We start from the raw sequence: 22,349 nt of genomic DNA, 5'->3' as shown, positions 1-22,349 counted from the left end.
ATGACAGATTTAGAATATAATTATAAAGGAATTTCGACCTACAGTAAAACAAAGGGAATCAATAATTTGGTTTTGGCCCATCAAACCGAAATTGAGGAAGTCAATAATATTCCGTGCTTTTTCTGGGGAAGTTTAACAGATCCTTATGTTACGGCAAAATGCTGGAGCACGATTGCCAAAGTAGTGCGTTCGAGTTTTGGACCAGTTCCGCCCAGCCTTCGTGACCCAATTGTTTCTGCAGGTTCAGAAAGACTTCGTTTTGAAGGATTTTCGTCCTGTAATGGAGTCTATGTAAGATTAGACATGAAACCCGAAGCCATCGACGGCGAATTTATTGCCAATGGAACGACTAATGTTGATTTTAACGATCCTATGCTGAATGCGCTAAATGCGATTCAGAAGAATGAAAAAGTAACCCTTGCCGTTGGTCAGCAAGACGTTCAGGTGATAACCAGCAAAACAAAAGTGGTCGAGAAAAAAGTGACTTTACCTATGCGCTGGATCAAAGGATTAACTAGTGTGCAGCTTTATTTGGCTGATATGGATCTGAAGTTCGAACTCAATAAAATACAAACGATTCAGCTTTTTCAAAGTCTGCCGAAAGGAAGCGTAAAAGGTGATTTTTTTATCACTAAAAGAGCCGGAAAGTTTATGTTTTCGACTTTGGCAACTTCAGACAGTGTGAGAATAGGGGGCGTTCAAAGACTGCGTTTATTAGAAGGGATTTTAGCTATTGTAGATAAGATTTTTATCTACGAATCAGATGATAAGCAGACTTGTGCAATTGTGTGTGAATTTGGTAAAATGCAATTATTGATGGCTTTTTCTCCGGATTCTTACCGTGGTTTTTCGGGTGAAGGAAATGTTCTGGAAACCATGACGGAAAATTTACCGATGGAATGGGTGTACGGATTAAACAGTTTGTTAAAATCGAATGAGACGTTTGACCCAACCATGCTTTCGATTGAAAATGATATTGATTTTGGCACAATGGATAATCTAACGTCCAATTTATCTTCCATGGGATTATTAGGGTATGATTTAAGCGAAAAGGCTCATTTTTATCGTCGTCTCCCCTTTAAAACAGAACGTATTTTATCTTTAAATCCGAGATTGAAAAATGCGAAAAAGCTAATTGATAAGGAAGAAGTAGAAATCACAGAACGCAGAGCCGATTATATTGAAGCCAAAGTAAAAGGTTCCGGTGTGGTGCATAAAGTAATCATTGATAATATTTCTCAAAAATGTACCTGCGACTGGTTTACGGCTTATCAGGGAAAGAGAGGAATCTGTAAACATATTTTGGCGGTGAAAATGATACTTTCTTAAGCTTGAAAATTAAATGCATGCTCTACAAATCTTAAAATAAAGTTAAATTAATTTCTAAAAATGCTATATTTGTACCTGAAATGGAAATGAAAAATATAAATATTAATCTGTCAGTAGGACTATATAGTGATCGTTTAGCAGGGTTTGCCCCTGTTAAGGGCTCAGGATGTGATCTGTATTTTTATGAAATCGAAGTGTAAATTGAAGTTACAAACTCAACATAAATATAGCAAAGCGTCCTCTTTTTAGGGCGCTTTTTTTGTTTTGGGGATAATTCAGCAGTATAAAAAAGATGGAAAATGATTACAAATTGATCGTAACAAAAAAAATTAAAAAAATCACACATTAAATGTTTAATGAATTTTAAAAACACCAAAATATAGTCTTGAAAAGTAATCTGATGAGTAACAGTCATTTGATTTGATGAAAGAGCTGCTTCGATATGCGGACAGGGATTTCTATGGCTTAACTTAAGGATTTAATAAATTGAAAATCAATAAGTTGAAGTGTTGAAGGATTTGGAAGTATGATTTTTTTGATATTATCTTTGCCGAAGAATATCGGGACACTGAATTTCAAAAAACAATAGAATTTAAAAATAAAACAATATATAAAATGGATTTCATTTTTAATACATATAACGTAAAACCAATAAACGCAAGTTCGGCCCTTGAAGGGATTTACATGCTGGTGCATCATTATAGGCAATATGATAATTATCGTATTTGTTATAAAGCACCTTTAATCGGGTGCTTTTTTTATGGTTCAAAGGATCAGAGGCGCAAAGAGGCAAAGAAACAGAGGTTATAAAAAGGCTTAGTCTCTTAGAATTTTAATAACTCTGAAGAGTTTAAAAGAAAGTTAGCAAAATAATTGCGCAGTACGATGGTAATATTGGTTTATTAAAAGATCGTCGTGAAGTAAAAAGGAGTGACTATCAACAGCAGCTGCTGATAGTTTAAGTTTAACAATAAAAAATTAAGGATGAATCAAGGAACAGGATTTGGGTCGGACCATAGTGCTGGTCAAACAGAAACAACAGAGTTTGATGAGTCGTCATTTGCCTCAATTCAAAAGAGGAATTTGAAACTCATTAAACGTGGGAATGAAAAGGTAAATTTTAGGAATCTTATATATCATTTGGAGATATTTCTCTGGTAGAGCAAGGGCGCTTTTAAACTTTTGTGATATTGGATTTCCCTGAAAACCCTTCGATTTCCTGAGATTCTCAAGAATTACAAAAAAATAAAAAACCATGCAAAACAATACATTAGAAAAATACAAAAGAGCAATTAGAAAAAAATACGAGATAGAAAGAGAAGGAGAATACTTTGATTATTTGTACAAACCTTCTCGTGCAAAACTTCGTGATTTGTGCTGGCTCATTTTCGAAAATAACCCAACAAAAGAGGACTTGAATGTTTTTAGTAATCTATTGGGCTTAGATTTCGATCATACTCAAAAGAATAAGTTTAAGGAGAAGAAAGATAAGTTCAGACCTATTGAAACCTTCTTTAAAGGAGAAACAGATCCGTCCAGTATGGATGTCATCAATATGGCTGCAATTTTGGTTGATTTTCACCCTCGTCCTCTCAAGAAGTTTTACGAAAATTCTAAAAAGGAAGATGCAAAACCAATCAGGAAGATTGAAAAGGCTAAAGAGGTTTTTGAAAAGAAGAGTGCTGCTAAAAAAGAAAAGCCTGAAAAGAAATCTAAGAAAAGAAATTTCTTTAGGGATATTAAAAGTATGTTTTTCTAGAGAGGAGAATTATGAGTTAAAGATTTAAACACCATTATTTTAAAAATTGAAAAAATAAAAATTATGAATACAATTAGTAATATCTCTTTTGAAGAAAAGCATTGGCGACATACAGTTGCTGAAGAACAGGAAAGTACAATTACTGAATATGGATTGGCTGTTTTAAAGGCAAAAAGGGGTGAAGTAACCCAAATGAATGGGTTTTTAATTCGCCCACAAGCCTAAAACGTAAGTCCGCTTTGTATAGCACTCACAACGGTTGTTGACTATTTAAAGTGATGTTTGTACCATTAAAAAACGGCTATCCTTATGAGATAGCCGTTTTTCGTTGGTTAGTATTATGTTGGTTTATTAATTTTGTCCGTATATTTTAGCGTAAAGATCTTTGTAAATTTCTTTAATGATTTTACGTTTTAATTTTAGGGTAGGAGTAAGTTGTCCTCCGTCAATCGACCAAACGTCTGGAGTAAGTTCAAAACGCTTGATTTTTTCCCAGTGTCCGAATTTCTCGTTAATGGTTTCTACTTCTTCATCAATACGTTTGATAACCTGTGCGTTAGAGCTGATGTCTTTGTCGCTGTTTCCTAAAGTTATTTTGTGAATTTTAGCCCATTCTTTTACAAATTCAAAGTTAGGCTGAATGAAGGCTGCCGGCATTTTTTCGCCTTCACCAATCACCATGATCTGCTCGATAAAACGAGATTGTTTCATGGCGTTTTCAATCAACTGAGGAGCAATGTATTTTCCTCCCGAAGTTTTGAACATTTCTTTTTTACGATCTGTAATTTTAAGGAAACCTTCGCTGTCAATTTCTCCAATATCTCCGGTGTGGAAATAACCGTCTTGTAAAGCTTCGGCCGTTTTTTCAGGATCTTTAAAGTAGCCTAACATTACGTTTGGCCCTTTGCAAAGGATTTCACCGTCTTCGGCAATTTTAACTTCTACATTGCGAATTGGTTTTCCAACAGTTCCAATTTTAAAACCTTTGTTTCTTTGGTCGTTTACGGCAATTACCGGTGATGTTTCAGACAAACCGTAACCTTCCATTACCGGAATTTCAGCAGCAGCAAAAACTCTCGCTAAACGCGGTTGTAAAGCAGCACTTCCGGAAACCATTAAATCTAAGTTTCCTCCTAAACCTTCTTTCCATTTACTGAAAATAAGTTTACGGGCAATTTTTAACTGAAATTCGTACCAGGCGCCATTAGCACCGTAAGGCTGGTAGCGTAGTCCTAAATCAATGGCCCAGAAAAATAGTTTTTTCTTAATACCGGTTAATTCTGCACCTTTTGCGTAGATTTTATCGTAAACTTTCTCTAAAAGTCTTGGAACAGCTGTAATTACATTTGGTCGTACTTCTTTTAGGTTATCACTGATTTTATCAATCGATTCACCAAAGTAAACCGAAATACCATAATATTGATAGATGTATAAAATCATTCTTTCAAAAATATGACAAATAGGAAGGAAGCTTAAAGCCGAACTTTTTCCCGGATCAAACGGGATTCTTGGCGCGCTGTCTAAAACATTAGAAACAATGTTATGGTGAGAAAGCATAACTCCTTTTGGTCTTCCTGTTGTTCCGGAAGTATAAATAATAGTAGCTAAATCTTCTGGTTTAATACTGTCTTTTCTGGCTTCAACTTCGCTTTGGTTGCTGTCGTCTTCTCCTAGTGTTAACAATTCAGACCAGTGTTTGCAACCTTCAATTTCATTAAAAGAATAGACTTCTTTTAAAGTAGGAACGTTTGCTTTGATCGCGTTAACTTTGTCAAGTACTTCTGTATCGGATACAAAACAGAAAATACTTCCACTATGATTTAATATATATTCGTAATCTTCTTCGGCAATAGTTGGGTAAATAGGCACATTTTGAGCACCGGTTTGCAGGATACCAATATCCATAATATTCCACTCCGTACGATTGTTAGAAGTGATTAATGCAATTTTATCATCTTTTTGAACACCCATGCGCAATAATGCTCTCGAAATAGCATTTGCTTTTGCAATATATTCCTGGCTAGATGTCTTTTCCCAGACTCCGTTTTTTTTAGTTGCTAAGGCAACCTGAAGGTTATAAGTTTCTTGTTGATAATAGGGAAAATCAAAAAGGCGTGTGATTGAAACCATGTTAGTATATTGAATTTTATCGCAAATTAAATAAAAATTAGGTATAATTTTTATATTTATCGAAATTTATGGGAAAAATTATAAGTACTTTAGAAAATCTACGAAAACGTTTTCTTTTTTGTAGTAAAAGGTATAAAAATCAAGAAAAATTGATTTTTACGTAGTAATTATTGTACGTTATAATCTACATATTCTTTTACTCTTTCCCCCATCAGAAACATTTTTTTCTTGGTAAAATGGATAGAAAATTGTGTGTAATTCCACTCCTCACTGTCATTGGTACGGTACCAGAAAGTATAGGAAGCACTGTTGAAACCTTCTTTAAAAACCGGAATACCTTCTTCGGTACATTCAATTCCCCAGTTGATCTTTTTTTTGCTTAGATCTTCATATTGAATAATTCCTGTTCCGTCCGGATTTAAAATGGTAGAGGGTTCTTTTTTTCCGGCTGGCAAAAAAGTTCCGGGTACCGGATACCCAATAGTGGTGGTAATAAAATGGTCACGGACTTTATAAGTGATTCGGTCTACGTGAATTTGTGAATGTAATTTTACGGCACTAAATAATAAAGTAAAAAGAAATACTTGCAGGGTTTTCATTCTATGTAGGTTTAAGGGTTCTTGGAGCTGCCAAAAAATTCGGGGCACGAATTTTTTGGCGAATATAGTTCAATTTTCACTAGAAAAATGAATCCCGATTACAAGAATGATATTTTTTACTTTAATGTAATGTTACTCTGTCGAAAACTGATTTTCCAGTAATTTTTCTTTAAAATCAGATTTGAAGGTGTAAGCAAAAGTAAGCATCAGAGCGCGTGTGTCTGATTTTGAAGTACGGTTGTTACTGAACAAAGCTGTATTGTTTTTAAAACCGCTTTCAAGTGTGTTGAACATATCAGTTACCACTAAACCTAAACGGGCATTGCCTTTACCCAGTTTTTGCTGAAATCCCATATCAACATTATAGATCGGAATTCTTTTTCCCTGTGCAGTAGCGAGAGCCGAATTGTAATTTCCGATAATTTGCAGTTTTCCACCTTTCCAGGGAACAAAATTATTGATGATCTTTCCGTACCAGCTGAATGCATTGTTGACTACATCCTGAGCCAGATTGGAGGCATTTATATTTTGCTGAAAAGCGGTAATACTGATATTGGCATCATAGAATCCAATTGGCTTCAGACTGAAAATAGTTTCAAGACCGTAAGTAATGGTGCTTCCAATATTTCTGGGCTGTTGCAAAACCACTCCGTTGTCCTGTAATTCGGCATACTGTCTGATTGTATTGGTCGCGTTTCTGTAAAAAGCATTGGTCGAAAGGGAATATTTGGACCATTCTTTAGAATAGCCTGTCTCAATAATATGAATGATTTCCGGTTTTAAGTACGGATTTCCTCCATGCGGATTCAAGGCATCGGTAATATCAATAAATGGATTTAAGTTGTCTAAGTCCGGGCGGTTGATACGTTTGCTGTAGCCCATTTTTAGAAATTCGTCTGATGCTAAATTAAGTTGTAATGAGGCAGAAGGGAAAAGTTTTACATAATGATTGGAGAAGTTATCACTGTTGTTTTGCGTTTTTCCGTTGTTTGAAACCTGCTCGGCACGTAATCCTAAATTGTACTTCCATTTGGGAGTTTCTTTAGTGCCAATATAAGAGTTTAACATTCCGTAAACCGCGTTGATTTGCTCGTTGAATTTAAAGCCGTTGCTTGCTAAAGGATTTACAACGTATTCTCCATTTTTTTGATCTGCACTTTGAAAATCGGAGTCGAAGAATCGGAAGGTTCCTTTGTAGCCCGTCTCTAAAATGGTTCTTTCAGAAACCGGAAGCGCATAATTTACAATAGCGTTCGAGATATTTTCGTGTTCGTAATTGTGTGTTCTTTGCCATGCGGCATCACCAATCAGGTTGTAGTACTGATCGAATTGATAGGTATCGATATCAGTGTTTTCTCTGTGTTTATTGAAAGATGAGGTAATACTGGCGTTTAGGCTTTTTCGGTCATCGGCAAATTTTCGGTCGTAGCTAAAAGCAAGTTCGCCTACCTTAGAACGCTCGAGTTCCAAAGAATGTCTTTTATTGCTCGAGAAAAACTGATTAGCACTGTTGTTTACCTGCGTGTATAAAGTTTCGTCATTGTCCTGACTTTCCATATTTCCCAAAGCTTCAAAAGAAAAGTTGTTGTTTTCATTTGGTGAAAAATCAATGTTGAATTTCAAATTCTGCAAACCTTCTGTACGCTGGTCGCTTCTGTTTTGATTGATATAATGTTCGTCATCGATCAGGTAATTGATTCTCTCCCCTTTGATCTTTTTAGTTCTTCCGGCAAAGCGATTGTCGTACCCCAGTCCGAAATTCCATTTATCTGTTTTCTGATTTAAGAGCACAGAGCTGTTTAGTCTGCCTTTGGCACCAAAACCGCCTCCTAAAACCACCGCGCCATTCATGCCGCTTTGGTTGTTTTTTTTAAGTCTGATATTGATAATACCGCTTTCTGCATTCGCATCGTATTTAGCTGTAGGATTACTGATAACCTCAATACTTTCAATACTGCTCGCTGCAATTTGGTCCATATTGGTAATGGCAGAGTTTTTTCCGTTAATTAGAATCATAGGTGATTTTCCTCTTAAAGTAATTCCTCCGTCTGCATCCACAGCAACGGTAGGGATGTTTTTGAGCATATCGGTAGCAGTTCCGCCTGTTTGTGTAAGATTCGAAACGGCATTAAAAATGAAGCCTTCGTTGGTTTTTTGAATTTGCTTTTTATGAGAATTTACGACAACAGTGTTTAACAGATTAGTGTCCGTTTTTAAAGTTATGGTTCCAATAGAAATTGGAGATCCTGTAAATTTTACTTTTTGCGTAACGGTTTTAAAACCGATTAATTTGAACTGAATTTTATATTCACCTGAAGTAACATGGTCTAAAGAAAAATTTCCGGAAGCATCTGTAACGGCATATCCGGCAACTTTTGTTGAATCGGCAGTGTTTTTTAAAACCACATCGACAAATTCGATGGCCAGTTTTCCGTCAGAAACAGTTCCTTTTACAGAAGAATTTTGGGCAAACGTGACTTGGCTTATAATAAGTAAGAGGAGTAAAAGCGATAATTTTAATGTCCATTTTTTCATGAAACAAAGATATCTATCACATTAAAAATGTGGGAAAAAGTAGCCTTAAGATAGAATTAAATTAGTCTTAGAGTCTTTTTAAATGGAGGTTTTTTTGAAAAGGTGAGATGTGAGATGTGAAAAGTGAATGGTGAAAATCTGTGAAGTCTTTGGCAAAAAATGCAGCCGATAAATTCGGATGTTCTTAATTGAAATATATTTTTTAGCTTTTCTCAATTCTTTTTCCGGCATTTATAAAAGCGTGAAACGTTGTTGTTTCTGTCTTTTGTATTTCTGATTCTCATCGGGAGGTGTTTTCCTATGAATTTTATTCAGAAGTTTTGTGAATAATACTGTTTGTTACAGGAATAATACCATTTGATACAAGTATAAAATGCACAAAAAACAGGTGTTATAACTTTGGTTTGAATTTAAAGAGGAAGAACACTTCTTAAGAGGTATTGTAAATCATTAAATGATGACTAAAAAATGAATTACTATTATATAATTAAAATAAATTTAATGAAACACATTTCTCAAAACAAAATTTACGTCTTATTAGTTGTTGCCTTATTGTCGTTAGGAGCATGTAGTAAAAATGTAGAGGATCCGGTAGTTGATAATACAGGAGGTACGGGTGATAAAGAAGACAGTGATGTTGGTAAGGGGCTCGAATATTCCTCTTTTGAAGTAAATCTGCCTGAAAATCTTCGGCCACTAACTAATGATGCTTATGCTATTTATGCCGTAAAGCCAAGCATCCGCTTTTCTGTTAACGAAGATGGTAATCTGGATACTTATTGGGAAGGAGAATTAGCACCAACTGCTGACGGACACCGTCATTTAAGCAGAATTTCCCTTACTAGTAAATCTATTGTTTCTGAAATTTCTTTTCCTCAAGTACTAAATTTAGGTAATACCACTTTCCTGGGTTACGAGTATTTTGGTAATAATCGTTACATGATGGGAGCATCGGAAGTAAACACAGATGACATTGCACGAAAGAGGCCTGTGTACTATTGTTTTGATGGCTCAGGTAACGTAAAGTACTCCATAGATTTGTGGCAGGCTCCTCCTGACCCCTCAGATACTCATGCGGCAGGAAGATCCGGACAGGGTATTGTCGTTTACAATAAAAAACTGGATAATTTTGGTATTTATTTAGCTCGCAGAGGAATGGGTGAGCATCAGGCAGCCTGGCTTAGCTTTCACGAGGCAGCGACAGGCAAGCAAACATTTGTGCGCCCTTGGTATATATCCCATAACTTCGACCAGAGGTTATTACCCCTAAATGATGGACGTTATCTTGCGTCTGCCCATGCAGATGCGTTGCCCTCAAGAGGTCTTTTAATAGAAGCCTGGAAATTTAATGATGACCCGTTTAATCGTACATGGTCAAATGTTTTTCCGCTTCCCAATTCTGCAACTGGAAATGATAATATTACCAATACAGCTACCGGTGATATATTAGAATTGCCCAATGGAAATATTGCCGTTCTTTATACTACACAACATGAGTTTACTGCTAATGATTTACGTCGTGATCTTCGCTTGTCTATATTTTCGGGCGTAGGTGCTGCAAAGGGAAGCGCAGTCAAAGTTAAGGATGTTTGGTTAACCAGTTATAAGGCTACAGAAACTGCCGGCTGGGGAGCGCAGATGGCTCATTATTCAGAGGGAAAAATATTTATAGCCTGGAATGTCTTTGATATGTCTAAAAATGATAAAGTTTTAAAAACCTCGCTTGCGACCGTGGATTATGATGCGAATGTGCTTACTACTAAAGATGTTTCTTTGTCTAATGGGAAGGACGATAATTCCCGACTGGTACAGCCTAGTCAAATTATTAGAAAGACAAATGACGGAAAGTATTTGGTTTTTATGTCTGAAGGCTCTGCTCCAAACAAGCTTCGCGTTAATTTGGTAGCGATTAATTAATACAGATAAAAATTGTTTTAAGAGTTTTGAAAAAGCTTGATGATCAGTTAATTTGAGTTGTACTCTTTTTTTTAAATAAAAAAAAAACGCCCGATAAATTCGGGCGTTTTTAATAAAAATATACTTTTAGTTTTTCTCAATCCATTTTCTGGCATTAACAAAAGCTTCGTGCCAAGGTGAAACCTCGTCGTTTCTGTCTTTTGGATAATGTGCCCAGTTCCATTGGAAGGTTGAACGCTCGATGTGAGGCATCATTACCAAATGTCTCCCGGTTTTGTCACATAACATTGCTGTGTTGTAATCAGATCCGTTAGGGTTGGCAGGATAACCTTCGTAAGCATATTTAGAAACAATGTTGTAATTTTCTTCGGCTAAAGGCAATTTGAATTTACCTTCTCCGTGAGAAACCCATACTCCTAAAGTACTGCCGGCCAACGTCGATAGCATTACCGAGTTGTTTTCCTGTACTTTTACAGAAGTAAAGATACTTTCGTGTTTCTGACTTTCGTTGTGAAGCATTTTTCCGTGAACTTCATGCTCCGGATTGATCACTTCTAATTCCATGAACAATTGACATCCGTTACAAATCCCGACAGATAGCGTATCTTCTCTTTTAAAGAAATTATCGAGAGCGGTTTTTGCTTTTTCGTTGTATAAGAAAGCTCCGGCCCATCCTTTGGCAGAACCTAAAACATCTGAATTAGAGAAACCTCCAACAGCTCCAATAAACTGAATGTCTTCCAGTGTTTCACGTCCTGAAATCAAATCGGTCATGTGAACGTCTTTTACATCAAAACCGGCTAAGTACATAGCATTTGCCATTTCACGCTCAGAATTACTTCCTTTTTCACGGATAATAGCCGCTTTTGGTCTCTCGACTCCGCTCGAGATGACTGGCGCCTTTCCTGTGAAATGTGCAGGGAAAGTATAGTTTAAAGCCTGATTTTTATAGTTTTCAAAACGTGCCTGTGCTCTTCCGTTTTTAGATTGTTTTTGATCTAATAAATAAGAAGTCTCGAACCAGATGTCTCTGTATTTCGCAACATCCAGATTATAAGTTCCAAATTCCAAACTTGGTGTACTTTGAACGGAACCAATTTTGAAGAATTCGATGTTGTTGGCATTTAACTTAGCTTCAACAGCAGCATCTGATTTTGCCTGAAAAACAATACCAATGTTTTCTGCAAAAAGGATTTTCAATAAGTCTTTTTCTGCGAAAGCGCTGAAGTCAATTTTTGCCCCAAGGTTTACATCTGCAAAACACAATTCTAATAAAGTTGTGATCAAACCACCGCTTCCGATATCATGTCCGGCTAAAATTTGGTTGTCACCAATTAATTCCTGAATGGTATTAAAGGCATTTTTGAAGAAAGAAGCATCTTTAATAGTAGAAGTTTCTTTTCCGATTGTATTTCTGATTTGTGCAAAAGAAGAACCTCCTAATTTGAAATCATCCTGAGACAAATTGATATAATAGATTGAATCTCCGTTTCTTTGTAAAACAGGTTCTACTACTTTTCTGATATCGGTACAATTTCCTGCTGCCGAAATAATAACCGTTCCCGGTGCAATTACTTCGTCGTTTGGATATTTTTGTTTCATCGAAAGGGAATCTTTTCCGGTTGGAATATTGATTCCTAATTCGATTGCAAATTCAGAACAGCCTTCTACAGCAGCGTACAAACGAGCGTCTTCACCTTCGTTTTTACAAGCCCACATCCAGTTGGCAGATAATGAAATACCTTTTAACTGATCTTTAATTGGTGCCCAGATAATATTTGATAACGATTCTGCAATAGCATTTCTGGATCCCGCAACCGGGTCAATCAAAGCAGCGATAGGAGCATGCCCGATCGAAGTAGCGATTCCTTCTTTACCTAAATAATCCAGAGCCATAACTCCAACATTATTCAAAGGCAATTGTAATGGTCCTGCATTTTGCTGTTTGGCTACTTTTCCACCCACACAACGGTCTACTTTATTGGTTAACCAGTCTTTTGATGCAACCGCTTCTAAACGCAAAACGTCTTGTAAATAACTTTCGAAATCTGCTGTGTTGTAAGCAACATCAGCATATTTTCTATCAATTGTTTTATCGGTCATAACCGTTTTTGGAGAACTTCCGAAGAAATCTTCCAAAGCATAATCCATCGGTTTTGAACCGTTTGTTTTAGATTCGAATGTAAAACGGTGATCGCCCGTTACGTCTCCAACCTGATACATTGGCGAACGCTCTCTGTCGGCAATTCTTTGTAAAGTATCGATATCTTTTTGACCAATAACCAATCCCATTCTTTCCTGAGATTCGTTACCGATAATTTCTTTTGCAGAAAGCGTAGGGTCTCCAACAGGTAATTTGTCTAAGTCGATTAATCCTCCGGTTTCTTCCACCAATTCAGAAAGACAGTTTAAGTGTCCTCCAGCTCCGTGATCGTGAATTGAAACAATAGGGTTATTATCGCTTTCTACTAAACCACGAATCGCATTGGCAGCACGTTTTTGCATTTCAGGATTCGAACGCTGAATCGCGTTTAACTCAATTCCTGAGCCAAAAGCTCCGGTATCTGCAGATGATACTGCAGCACCACCCATTCCGATTCTATAATTTTCTCCTCCAAGAATTACGATTTTATCACCTTCTTGTGGTTTCTTTTTGATTGATTGATCCAGTTTTCCGTAACCGATTCCACCCGCCTGCATGATTACTTTATCGTAACCAATTTTACGGTCGTTTTCTTCGTGTTCGAATGTTAAAACAGAACCTGTAATTAACGGCTGGCCAAATTTATTTCCAAAATCAGAAGCTCCGTTTGAAGCTTTGATCAAGATATCCATTGGAGTTTGGTACAACCATTTTCTTTCTTCAACAGCATTTTCCCATTTTCGGTCACCCTGAGCGGAGTCGAAGGACTTTAAACGTGAATAGGATGTCATGTAAACCGCAGTTCCTGCTAATGGCAATGAACCTTGTCCTCCGGCTAAACGGTCACGAATTTCTCCTCCTGATCCCGTTGCTGCTCCGTTGAAAGGTTCTACAGTGGTTGGGAAATTGTGTGTTTCGGCTTTTAGCGAAATAACAGAATCGAATTCTTTAATTTCGTAAAAATCTGGTTTGTCAGCTGTTTTTGGTGCAAATTGCTGCACTTTTGGTCCTTTTACAAAAGCAACGTTGTCTTTGTAAGCAGAAACAATATCGTTAGGATTTTCCTGTGATGTTTTTTTAATTAATTTGAATAAAGAAGTTTCTTTTTCTTCTCCGTCAATCACAAATGTTCCGTTGAAGATTTTGTGACGACAGTGCTCTGAGTTTGCCTGTGAGAAAGCAAAAATCTCTGAGTCAGTAAGTTTTCTTCCTAATTTAGTAGAAAGATTGTTTAAGTAATCAACTTCTTCTTCGCTTAAAGCTAATCCTTCTGTTGTATTGTAAGCGGCAATATCATCAATTTCCAGAATAGGTTCTGGTTGCACATTGATCGTGAAAATTTCCTGATCTAATTGGCTGAATTTCTGTAATAACATTGGGTCAAAATCTGAAAAATCAGCTGTTGCCGGATGAAATTCTTCAATTCTGATAATGCCTGTAATACCCATGTTTTGAGTAATTTCTACAGCATTTGTACTCCATGGAGTGATCATAGTGGCACGAGGACCAACAAAAAAATCCGTCAGTGCGGATTTTTCGATCTTATTGGAGTCGGCAAAAAGCCAGTTTAGTTTTGAAATGTCTTGAGCCGAAATTTCGTTTTGCGTCTGTACTGCAAAAACAGTTTTGCTTTGGTTTTCAAAGAAATGGATCATTGTGATGTGTAGTTTGTTGTATTGAAGTGCAAATTTAGTTTAAATATCTAGCAAGCGCAAATTTGAAAACAAACTCTTTTAAAAAATATGATACCGTTCTGAAATTGGGATATTGTCGTGCAAAGTTTTTATTTTCACGCAGATTCAGCAGATTCTAGAATGCTGGAACTATTTATAAGTAGTTCCAAAAAAAATCTGCTAAATCTGAGTGAAAAGTATTTTTAGTTAATGATTATTTTCCTGATGCTAGTTTTCGAATCTTTAACAATTTTTAAAATATAAATACCACTTGGTAAATGACTTACTGAAATGGTGTTTTCTGTAGTGTTCTGTTTTTCAAAAACTTTCTGTCCTGAGAAGGAAACGATTTCTACAGCATAAGAAGAGCCAGATTCGCTTAAATTTATATTGAAATTCCCGTTAGAAGGATTCGGATAAACGATAATTCCGTTATAATCTGCAATGTTTTCTTCTCCTCCAGCTACAGTAGACTGTACTTTTTTGCTGCCTAAATTAGCACAGGTATCTTGTGAAAATGAATCCCATTGTGCACTCAGATTAAAAGTGGTACTTGGTGAAGTTACAGTTGATTTTCTTCTTAAAGTAACGTCAGCTCCAAAATTAGCAGTTCCGCCATTGAAAGTTCCGATGATGTCGATTAAAACGCCATTTTTGAATAAACCAATAGGATCATTTCCGTTAAAGGCCATTTCAGTTGCTGTTGTCGAAATATTAGCCGCACTGGTTGAATAACAGCTTGAAGATATGGAGCTGTTTACAATGACAAATTTACTTCCCGTGGCTAAGGTTCCGCTCAAAGCCAAACCGGTACTCCAGGAACCGGAACCGTTTGTTTGTTTTTTTATCGTATACGAAGCTAAACTCACAGAACTTCCGGTGTTATTGGCAATTTCAATTGCTTTATTGTTTCCGGAACCTTCGACGTATTCAGAGAAAAGAAGATCCGTTGTAGATCCTGTTCCGCCGCTGTCGGTTGTAACTGAAATGGTATTGCTTGAAGCGGAAACATTTCCTGCGGCATCTTTTGCTTTTACATAAATAGAATAAGCTGTTGCCGCGGTTAAACCTGTTATTGTTGTAGTTACACCAGAAACAGTGGTTTTTAAAGCGCTGTTTGCATAAACATCATAAGCTGTAACGGCTACATTATCGGTAGAAGCAGTCCAGGATAGTGTAATAGAAGTTGCTGTTTTTGCAGTCGAAGCTAAGCTTGTCGGCGCAGTTGGAGCCTGAGTGTCTGAAGAAGGTGTTCCTCCCCAAATTTGATTGACATATTCCGGATGATCAATATAAGGGTTTCTATTGTTCTGACGGGCATAAATCGCATTGTTTCGGGCAATTTCCCTTGCGCTTACAGGATCTTGTGTGTGCCAGGTTATTAGAAGATTTAAGAATGCCGTAGTAAAAACTTTATTGCCGGAACCGTCAAACATAGGGAAAGAGTAACCCGCAACGGTATTTTCATAACGAGTAGCAAAATAAAAATACATTCTGGCAATATCGCCTTTGAATTCGTTTATAGGTTCGAAAACAGTTCCTGAGTATCCGGATACCGAACTGGAGCCTAATTTACCTCCGTTTTGAGAAGTGTAAGTAGCAGAACTAACAGTTCCGTGAGGATAATTGGATCGGATTCCGTTTACTTTTCCATCTGTCGGAGTGATAAAATGAGCGTCGGATACCATTGGAGATTGTTCGTTAAAAACCGATTGCGGAATGATATGCTCTCTGTTGTAGCAGTCACCTTCTGCAACGTAGTTCCCACAACGCTGTGTTGATCCTGTGGTATAATTGTATGGGTCAGTTCCGGATGGGTTTTCGGAATACATGTCTAAAACAGTTCCGTCGTTTTCAAAAAAATTATCGACATCGGAGGTTTGATAAGTGGTGTACAATCCCGCATATCCGTTATCGGTATGACCTTTAATAATGTTGTACAATTGTGTTTTTAACGTATAACCTGTTCCTGTTGCGGTGTTGTAATAGCCGGTGGGAATTTGCGCAAATGCCGTTGCGGCAAACATCAATAACAGTAAAAAGTAGTTTTTTTTCATAGTTAATAGTCTTTAAGATTTGGTTGTTTTTCTGTTTTTAAAATACTGAATTTTAGAATGTTGAAAATCAGTTTTAGCAAATCTACTATTTTTATGAATTATATAAGTTAAGTGATGTTTAATTTTGGATATATTTTCTTACGAGTGTTTTTTTGGGGTAGAAAATGTTTAACGTGTGAAGTTTTTTGCCATGAATTGAACGCAGTTTGTCATTTCGACCGAAGGGAGAAATCGCACGCGAAACTCCATCCCAATTGTCGCCAATCTTTGTCGAATTCTGCGTGCGATTTGCTTCGCCTGTTCACTGTCGCTCGAGTCTCCCTTCGGTCGAAATGACATGAAAGGAAATCTGTCGAAGTTAAATTTTAGAGGGCATAAAACTACTTAGGAAAAGCGGCGCTCTGATAAGCTCCTAAATCCGGAGGAGAAGTTCTCGTTTTTCCAATAATGTCTAAAGGAATATTGTAGGCCTGGTTTCCTTTCGCGAAAGCGGAGGAAGTATTGTTAATGTTGAATAGGTTTTTAGCAACATTAAAGAACTTGGGATTTTCATTCAGAATGATCTGGTTGTAGTGTGCCGGGTCCGTTTTGAACTGGTAATCCGGATTGGTGGAAGAACTGCTGAATTTTAGCAAACAATTATTGAGTTGGTACACAAAGGCGGCAGTGGTTTTTTTGTTTAAATTGAACTCGTTGGTTCCCGATCCGTAAATGATACAGTTGTTAAAAGTTGCCTGTGTCAGCGGATTTGTTTCCGGAACAGCATTGGCCAGACTGTTGCTGAGGCTAACTGCAAATTGAGAATTATTTGACCAGCTGTTGTTGAAGGTACAATGGGTGAATTTGTAATCTCCCCCGTATACACAAGACAAACTGGCGAGACCGGCATAATTGATAACAATGTTTTCTCCATTTATACGGGCATTTTGTGCCAGTATTCCATATTCTACACTGTTGTAAATCTGAGTGTTTTTGATTTCAATAGTCGAAGCAGGATCCGGATTCTTGAAATTTAAACCAATGACCGCATTTTTCAGGGTAAGATGATTGATAGCATGATTGGTGCTTCCGTTAGCAAAAATAACAGAGTTCCACTGCCCGGGAATATTGTCGTAAAGGGATTCTAATCGATCGCCTTCAAAAACAACTTCATTTTCTAATTTTGGAGTTGAAGAAGTGGTTCCTTTAATTTGTAAAGAAGCTTTATCGTCGACAAAAAGACCTGAATTGGCATGGAAGTATACGCGTGCACCTGCTTCAAAAGTCACCGTTTTGTTTTTAGGAACACCGGCAAATCCGTAGATAACATAAGGTTTTTGTTTGGTGAAAAGCAATTCGTTTCCGTTGACAGGATCGTTATCATTCAGGTAAAAACCATCTACATCTTTGCCATCAATTTTAATTTTCTCTTTGGTTCCATCAGGATTTTGTTGTGGATAAAGAAAAACAGCATCCTGAATCAGTGTGACCAAAGCGACTTGTTGTAGATTAGCGCCGCTGTCAAACTGAATCTGATCGGTATATAAAAAATCGGTTGGATTTGCATCTGTAATATCTGCGGTGGTTTCTACAAAAATGTACAAACTGTCTTTAGCTAAAAGTGTGACGTCTTTGAAAATTTTACCATTGTTTCCACTCATGCCGTCAACCGTCATTCTGTATTTTGAATTTAAACCGTTTTTGAGCTGAATAATAGGAATGGAGATGTCGTTTTTACTTCGGTTGTATACTTTAAGTTGGTAAGTAGCAGAGCCAATATTCTTGAAAACAGTGTCCAAATAAACGGTGTCTTTTGAAAACTTTAAATCTCCGGAACTGGCAACGGTATCAAAATCAGTTCGACAAGAACTAAAAGCTAGAATTATTCCGAAAATGAAGAGTACAAAGTATTGACGCATTTGAATGATTTTTTTGCCACGGATTAAAAGGATTAGAATGATTTTGCACGCAGCAAAAATATAATCTGTAATAATCTGTGCAATCTGTGGCATAAAAAAAAGTCTCAGCAACAGATTAACAATTAATGTTTTTGTAAAAATAACAAAAAACTTACACGTTTGAAGTGGATTTTTAATTTTAGAATGGGATTTTCAAATTTGTATCTCATCTTTTCTTTAATTTTACGTTTTTAAAGACTATTTTAATGAATTATACAAAAGAGCAGATTTTAGCGCGCTGTAATGAGTTCTCAAAAAACACATTGATGGAAACGCTAAAAATAGAATATATCGATGCAGGGCCTGATTTTTTAACTGCAAAAATGCCTGTAAATCCTTCTGTTCATCAGCCAATGGGCTTGTTACACGGTGGAGCTTCAGTAGCTCTGGCAGAAAGTGTTGGTAGTGCAGCATCCTTCTTTTTTATCGATATGAAAGAACAGGAAGTACGTGGCATAGAAATTTCGGCAAATCATTTGAAAAGTATTCGGGAAGGCTGGGTTTTTGGAACGGCAAGAATCATTCACAAAGGAAGAAGTATTCACTTGTGGGAAATCAAGATTACGGATGAAGAAGGAAATCTGATTTCGCTTTGCAAACTGACCAATATGGTTTTGGAAAAAAAGAAAACAGTATAGGAAGTATGAATGATTTTTTTTCTAAAATTAAAGTACAGTACGAAAAGTGTTTACCTTTTGTAATGTACTCTAAACCGAATTCTACTACCATTTTTGCGCTTTTGCAGCAAAATGACACGTTACATAAAATCTCCGATTACAAGGAAAAAGGTTTTGTTTTTGCTTCTTTTGGTGAAAAACAACTGATATTGATTCCGGAGAATGAATCCGAAATTTTAACAGCAGAACAGCTGGAAATTGCTTTTGAGGCTGCTGAAATTGAAGATTCAGGGATTGATAACGAGGCCAGGTTACACTATGAAGTATTGGTTTCAAAAGGAATTCAGGCGATTCAAAACGATGAGTTCAAAAAAGTAGTGCTGTCCAGAAGCGAAAAAGTAACTTTAAGCGAGTTCGATTTTGTGTCTACTTTTCAGCACCTGATTCAATTGTATCCCACGACTTTTTCATATGTTTTTTTTCATCCAAAAATTGGTTTGTGGATGGGAGCCACACCGGAACGATTGCTGAAAGCCAATGGAAATGTTTTTGAAACAGTGGCTTTGGCCGGAACACAAAAAGCAACCCTGGAAACGGATATTTTATGGCAGCAAAAGGAGAAAGACGAGCAGCAATATGTTACGGATTTTATTGTAAAAAGATTACGTGAAGTAGCTTCTTCTGTAGATGTGTCTGAACCTTACAGTGTAAAAGCTGGATCGATCTGGCATATCAAAACAGATATTTCGGGAGTTTTAAATGATAATTCGACGCTTGAGGAAGTAATCGATACATTACATCCAACACCAGCAGTTTGCGGTCTGCCAAAGAAAAAGGCGAAGGCATTTATTATTGAGAATGAAAATTACGACAGGACTTTTTACACGGGATTTCTAGGGGAGTTGAACAGCAGTTTTGCTCATGATGAGATCAGTTCTGATTTCTACGTAAATTTACGAAGCATGCAAATTCAGGAGAATAAGGCGATTCTTTACATGGGTTGCGGTATTACAAAAGAAAGCGTTCCGGAAAAGGAATGGGAGGAAAGCGTGAACAAGTCGATGACAATGAAAAGAGTTTTGAAGATAAAATAAGTTGGAAAAAAGTTTCAAGTTTTGTTGTTAACCTGAAACCTGAAACAAAGAAAACCTGAAACCTGAAACAAAAAAAAGAAAAAGAGTAAAGAGAATAGACAAAACATCAATTTTGATTTTTGACATTGATATTAAAAATTATGAAACTAGACATATTAGCATTTGGTGCACATCCTGATGATGTAGAATTGGGTTGCGCAGGAACAATTTTAAAAGAAGTATCACTGGGTAAAAAAGTGGGTATTGTCGATTTGACACGTGGAGAGTTAGGAACGCGTGGTACGGCGGAAATCAGAGATGAAGAAGCAAAAGAGGCAGCGAAGATATTAGGAGTTTTGGTTCGTGAAAATCTGGGCATGCGTGATGGCTTTTTTACGAATGATGAAAAACACCAGCTGGAGGTTATTAAAATGATTCGAAAGTACAAACCAGAGATTGTATTGTGTAATGCAATTGATGACCGCCATATCGATCACGGGAAAGGGAGTAAATTAGTTTCGGATGCCTGTTTTTTGTCTGGATTGGCAAAAATCGAAACCTCGATCGATGGAGAGCGTCAGGAAGCCTGGCGACCAAAGGTGGTGTACCATTATATACAGTGGAAAAACATAGTGCCTGACTTTGTAGTGGACATCACAGGTTTTGAAAAGAAAAAGGTTGAAGCAGTTTCGGCATATAAAACTCAGTTTTATGATCCGAATTCGAAAGAACCTGCTACGCCAATTACGAGTAAAAACTTCTTTGAGAGTTTAGATTATCGTGCGAAGGATCTAGGAAGGCTTGTTGGGAAAGATTTTGCTGAAGGTTTTACTGTTGAAAGGTGTTTGGCTGTCAATAGTTTAGAAAATTTACTGTAAATTTTTCATTTTTTTCTTTGTAGAACTCAACATTAGTTATATATTTGCACTCGCTAAGCAGAAATGCACAAGCAGAAAAATGGTGGTTGTAGCTCAGTTGGTTAGAGTAGCGGTTTGTGGTGCCGCGGGTCGCCGGTTCGAACCCGGTCAGCCACCCAGAAATTTAAAGCCTTGAAGAAATTCAAGGCTTTTTTTGTTTTTATACAAAAACGAATCTTGAGAGTTTTAAAATTTCAGGTTTCAGGTTTCAGGTTTCAAGTTCCAAGTTCCAAGTTTCAGGCTTCCGTTTCGAGCTTTGTGGGTAATATAGTAAGCTGTTGCTCTAAAAGAGTCTTAGCGACAGCATAGTGCAAAGCACTATGATCTGAGTTAGGTAGTGTCGTCCAGAAAAGGAAAGAGCAGATCAGCTACAGAATTTCATTATCAAATAAAAAAAATAATTTTCTATGATTTTAATCATGTAATGGGTTGAAGTTCAGTACTACCTTTACAATGTAAAAGATAAGTTCTTAACCTATAAGATATGGTCTAATAAATTAAAAATGGTAGCACTGTAAGGTAGATCCTAGCATTTCTCCTGAATCGAATTTAAAATTTGGAATCTGAATAATTTGTAATAAACCCCAATAATTACAAAAAAATCTAAAGGACAATTTCGATTCAGGAGTTTTTAATTAAAAAGGGGTGGTTGTGAAATAATAAGTAATGAAACTTACAGCGTTTATGAAGATTCTTAAAGCTTTTTTAGTGGATTTGGTGAGCTGGTGAGAGAAATAAATAAAAAAGCATGATTCTAAAAAAAATCATGCTTTTTTGTTTATTGTAATTTAGTTTGTGAACTATCTTATTTCATCAAAGGTATTCCCTTGTTTAATGTCTCCGGTTTGGAAACCTTTTTTGAACCAGAACATTCTTTGTGCGGATGTACCATGAGTAAAGGAATCCGGAACCACTTGTCCCTGCATTTTGCTCTGAATGGCGTCGTCTCCAACAGCGTTGGCTGCACTTAAGGCTTCTTCAATATCGCCGGCTTCTATATATTGTTGGTTGTCATGAGCCCATACTCCGGCATAAAAGTCGGCTTGTAATTCCAGTGCTACAGACAGTTTATTGGCTTCGGCCTCACTTTTTCCTTCCTGTGCTTCTCGCATTTTTGCCGAGGTCCCCAGTAGTGTTTGTATGTGGTGGCCAATTTCGTGCGCTATAACGTACGCAATAGCAAAATCGCCACCTTGGGCACCAAATTTAGTTTTTAGTTCTTCAAAGAAGCCTAAATCCATATATACCTTTTGGTCTCCCGGGCAATAAAATGGCCCGGATGCAGATGATGCACCTCCACAGGCTGTGTTTACGGATCCTCTGAAAAGTACCAATTTAGGTTTTTTATAAGTAAGTCCTTCTGCTGCGAATTTTTTCTCCCAGGTGTCTTCGGTTTTAGCTAAAACAGATCTTACGAAATGTCCCATTTCTTCATCTTCTTTACTCAATGGGGCAGCAGTCTCAGTGGCTTGTTGTCCGCCTTGCATTTGCTCCAATACATTACCTACCGTTTGGCCGGTTTCACCACCAAAAACATTTAATAATAGAATAATAATTCCGATAACGCCACCGCCAATGGCAACTTTTCCACCAGAAATTGATCTTCGGTCTTCAACATTATCGCTTTCTCGCGTTCCTTTCCATTTCATAGTAATTTGGATTT

Annotated in this window: 14 protein-coding genes and 1 tRNA gene; 8 read left to right on the top strand and 7 right to left on the bottom strand. The window is 36.9% G+C overall.

Annotation, left to right across the window (positions count from 1 at the left end; translation table 11 throughout):
• The 3 genes from C245_RS0108055 to C245_RS24230 all read left to right on the top strand — a co-directional run bounded on the left by C245_RS0108055 (window position 1) and on the right by C245_RS24230 (window position 3,313).
• Complete coding sequence (locus C245_RS0108055) at window positions 1-1,329, top strand: SWIM zinc finger family protein (RefSeq protein ID WP_017496079.1); 1,329 nt, start codon at window positions 1-3, stop codon at window positions 1,327-1,329.
• A gap of 1,255 nt (window positions 1,330-2,584) precedes the next feature.
• A complete protein-coding gene (locus C245_RS0108040) occupies window positions 2,585-3,088 on the top strand; it encodes a hypothetical protein (RefSeq protein WP_017496076.1) in 504 nt (167 codons plus the stop codon).
• A 63-nt stretch (window positions 3,089-3,151) separates the two neighbouring features.
• Window positions 3,152-3,313 (top strand): hypothetical protein, encoded by a 162-nt coding sequence (locus C245_RS24230; protein WP_017496075.1) that lies wholly within the window; start codon window positions 3,152-3,154, stop codon window positions 3,311-3,313.
• A gap of 126 nt (window positions 3,314-3,439) precedes the next feature.
• Here the strand turns inward: C245_RS24230 and C245_RS0108030 are convergent, their stop codons facing one another.
• From C245_RS0108030 to C245_RS0108020, 3 genes are all read right to left on the bottom strand, one after another.
• Window positions 3,440-5,218, bottom strand: a complete 1,779-nt coding sequence (locus C245_RS0108030) for a long-chain fatty acid--CoA ligase (protein WP_017496074.1) — start codon at window positions 5,216-5,218, stop codon at window positions 3,440-3,442.
• A 167-nt stretch (window positions 5,219-5,385) separates the two neighbouring features.
• Window positions 5,386-5,817, bottom strand: a complete 432-nt coding sequence (locus C245_RS0108025) for a hypothetical protein (protein ID WP_017496073.1) — start codon at window positions 5,815-5,817, stop codon at window positions 5,386-5,388.
• Between the two features lie 132 nt (window positions 5,818-5,949).
• Window positions 5,950-8,352 (bottom strand): TonB-dependent receptor domain-containing protein, encoded by a 2,403-nt coding sequence (locus C245_RS0108020; RefSeq protein ID WP_017496072.1) that lies wholly within the window; start codon window positions 8,350-8,352, stop codon window positions 5,950-5,952.
• 501 nt (window positions 8,353-8,853) lie between these two features.
• On the opposite strand from C245_RS0108020, the gene C245_RS0108015 reads away from it, so the two are divergent.
• Window positions 8,854-10,269 (top strand): hypothetical protein, encoded by a 1,416-nt coding sequence (locus C245_RS0108015; protein WP_157495796.1) that lies wholly within the window; start codon window positions 8,854-8,856, stop codon window positions 10,267-10,269.
• A 126-nt stretch (window positions 10,270-10,395) separates the two neighbouring features.
• Here the strand turns inward: C245_RS0108015 and purL are convergent, their stop codons facing one another.
• From purL to C245_RS0108000, 3 genes are all read right to left on the bottom strand, one after another.
• The gene (purL, locus tag C245_RS0108010) at window positions 10,396-14,067 is read right to left on the bottom strand and encodes a phosphoribosylformylglycinamidine synthase (RefSeq protein ID WP_017496070.1); all 3,672 of its coding nucleotides are present in this window, start codon (window positions 14,065-14,067) and stop codon (window positions 10,396-10,398) included.
• 221 nt (window positions 14,068-14,288) lie between these two features.
• Window positions 14,289-16,142, bottom strand: coding sequence for an endonuclease (locus C245_RS0108005; protein WP_017496069.1), 1,854 nt, complete (start codon window positions 16,140-16,142; stop codon window positions 14,289-14,291).
• A 380-nt stretch (window positions 16,143-16,522) separates the two neighbouring features.
• Window positions 16,523-18,040: a hypothetical protein gene (locus tag C245_RS0108000; RefSeq protein WP_026109944.1), complete on the bottom strand. Its 1,518-nt coding sequence runs from the start codon at window positions 18,038-18,040 to the stop codon at window positions 16,523-16,525.
• Window positions 18,041-18,285: 245 nt separating this feature from the next.
• Between C245_RS0108000 and C245_RS0107995 the strand changes: the two genes are divergently transcribed.
• The 4 genes from C245_RS0107995 (at window position 18,286) to C245_RS0107980 (ending at window position 20,803) form a co-directional block, all read left to right on the top strand.
• Window positions 18,286-18,717: a PaaI family thioesterase gene (locus C245_RS0107995; RefSeq protein WP_017496067.1), complete on the top strand. Its 432-nt coding sequence runs from the start codon at window positions 18,286-18,288 to the stop codon at window positions 18,715-18,717.
• A gap of 5 nt (window positions 18,718-18,722) precedes the next feature.
• Complete coding sequence (locus C245_RS0107990) at window positions 18,723-19,790, top strand: chorismate-binding protein (protein ID WP_017496066.1); 1,068 nt, start codon at window positions 18,723-18,725, stop codon at window positions 19,788-19,790.
• A 140-nt stretch (window positions 19,791-19,930) separates the two neighbouring features.
• Window positions 19,931-20,647: a bacillithiol biosynthesis deacetylase BshB1 gene (gene bshB1, locus C245_RS0107985; protein WP_017496065.1), complete on the top strand. Its 717-nt coding sequence runs from the start codon at window positions 19,931-19,933 to the stop codon at window positions 20,645-20,647.
• Window positions 20,648-20,729: 82 nt separating this feature from the next.
• Window positions 20,730-20,803: transfer RNA gene (locus tag C245_RS0107980), tRNA-His, on the top strand.
• A 683-nt stretch (window positions 20,804-21,486) separates the two neighbouring features.
• On the opposite strand, the gene C245_RS0107975 is transcribed toward C245_RS0107980, so the two are convergent.
• Window positions 21,487-22,335 (bottom strand): neutral zinc metallopeptidase, encoded by an 849-nt coding sequence (locus tag C245_RS0107975; RefSeq protein WP_017496064.1) that lies wholly within the window; start codon window positions 22,333-22,335, stop codon window positions 21,487-21,489.
• Window positions 22,336-22,349 lie beyond the last annotated feature (14 nt).

The sequence above is a fragment of the Flavobacterium sp. WG21 genome (assembly GCF_000335775.1).
GTDB lineage: Bacteria > Bacteroidota > Bacteroidia > Flavobacteriales > Flavobacteriaceae > Flavobacterium > Flavobacterium tructae.
The sequence above is the reverse complement of the archived record's forward strand: the minus strand, read 5'-3'. Positions and strand labels throughout refer to the sequence as shown.

What these genes read in the sequence shown, in the direction of transcription:
- C245_RS0108055 (WP_017496079.1), top strand. Translation starts at nt 1, where the DNA reads ATGACAGATTTAGAATATAATTATAAAGGAATTTCGACCTACAGTAAA.
- C245_RS0108040 (WP_017496076.1), top strand. Translation starts at nt 2,585, where the DNA reads ATGCAAAACAATACATTAGAAAAATACAAAAGAGCAATTAGAAAAAAA.
- C245_RS24230 (WP_017496075.1), top strand. Translation starts at nt 3,152, where the DNA reads ATGAATACAATTAGTAATATCTCTTTTGAAGAAAAGCATTGGCGACAT.
- C245_RS0108030 (WP_017496074.1), bottom strand. Translation starts at nt 5,218, where the DNA reads ATGGTTTCAATCACACGCCTTTTTGATTTTCCCTATTATCAACAAGAA.
- C245_RS0108025 (WP_017496073.1), bottom strand. Translation starts at nt 5,817, where the DNA reads ATGAAAACCCTGCAAGTATTTCTTTTTACTTTATTATTTAGTGCCGTA.
- C245_RS0108020 (WP_017496072.1), bottom strand. Translation starts at nt 8,352, where the DNA reads ATGAAAAAATGGACATTAAAATTATCGCTTTTACTCCTCTTACTTATT.
- C245_RS0108015 (WP_157495796.1), top strand. Translation starts at nt 8,854, where the DNA reads ATGAAACACATTTCTCAAAACAAAATTTACGTCTTATTAGTTGTTGCC.
- purL (WP_017496070.1), bottom strand. Translation starts at nt 14,067, where the DNA reads ATGATCCATTTCTTTGAAAACCAAAGCAAAACTGTTTTTGCAGTACAG.
- C245_RS0108005 (WP_017496069.1), bottom strand. Translation starts at nt 16,142, where the DNA reads ATGAAAAAAAACTACTTTTTACTGTTATTGATGTTTGCCGCAACGGCA.
- C245_RS0108000 (WP_026109944.1), bottom strand. Translation starts at nt 18,040, where the DNA reads ATGCGTCAATACTTTGTACTCTTCATTTTCGGAATAATTCTAGCTTTT.
- C245_RS0107995 (WP_017496067.1), top strand. Translation starts at nt 18,286, where the DNA reads ATGAATTATACAAAAGAGCAGATTTTAGCGCGCTGTAATGAGTTCTCA.
- C245_RS0107990 (WP_017496066.1), top strand. Translation starts at nt 18,723, where the DNA reads ATGAATGATTTTTTTTCTAAAATTAAAGTACAGTACGAAAAGTGTTTA.
- bshB1 (WP_017496065.1), top strand. Translation starts at nt 19,931, where the DNA reads ATGAAACTAGACATATTAGCATTTGGTGCACATCCTGATGATGTAGAA.
- C245_RS0107975 (WP_017496064.1), bottom strand. Translation starts at nt 22,335, where the DNA reads ATGAAATGGAAAGGAACGCGAGAAAGCGATAATGTTGAAGACCGAAGA.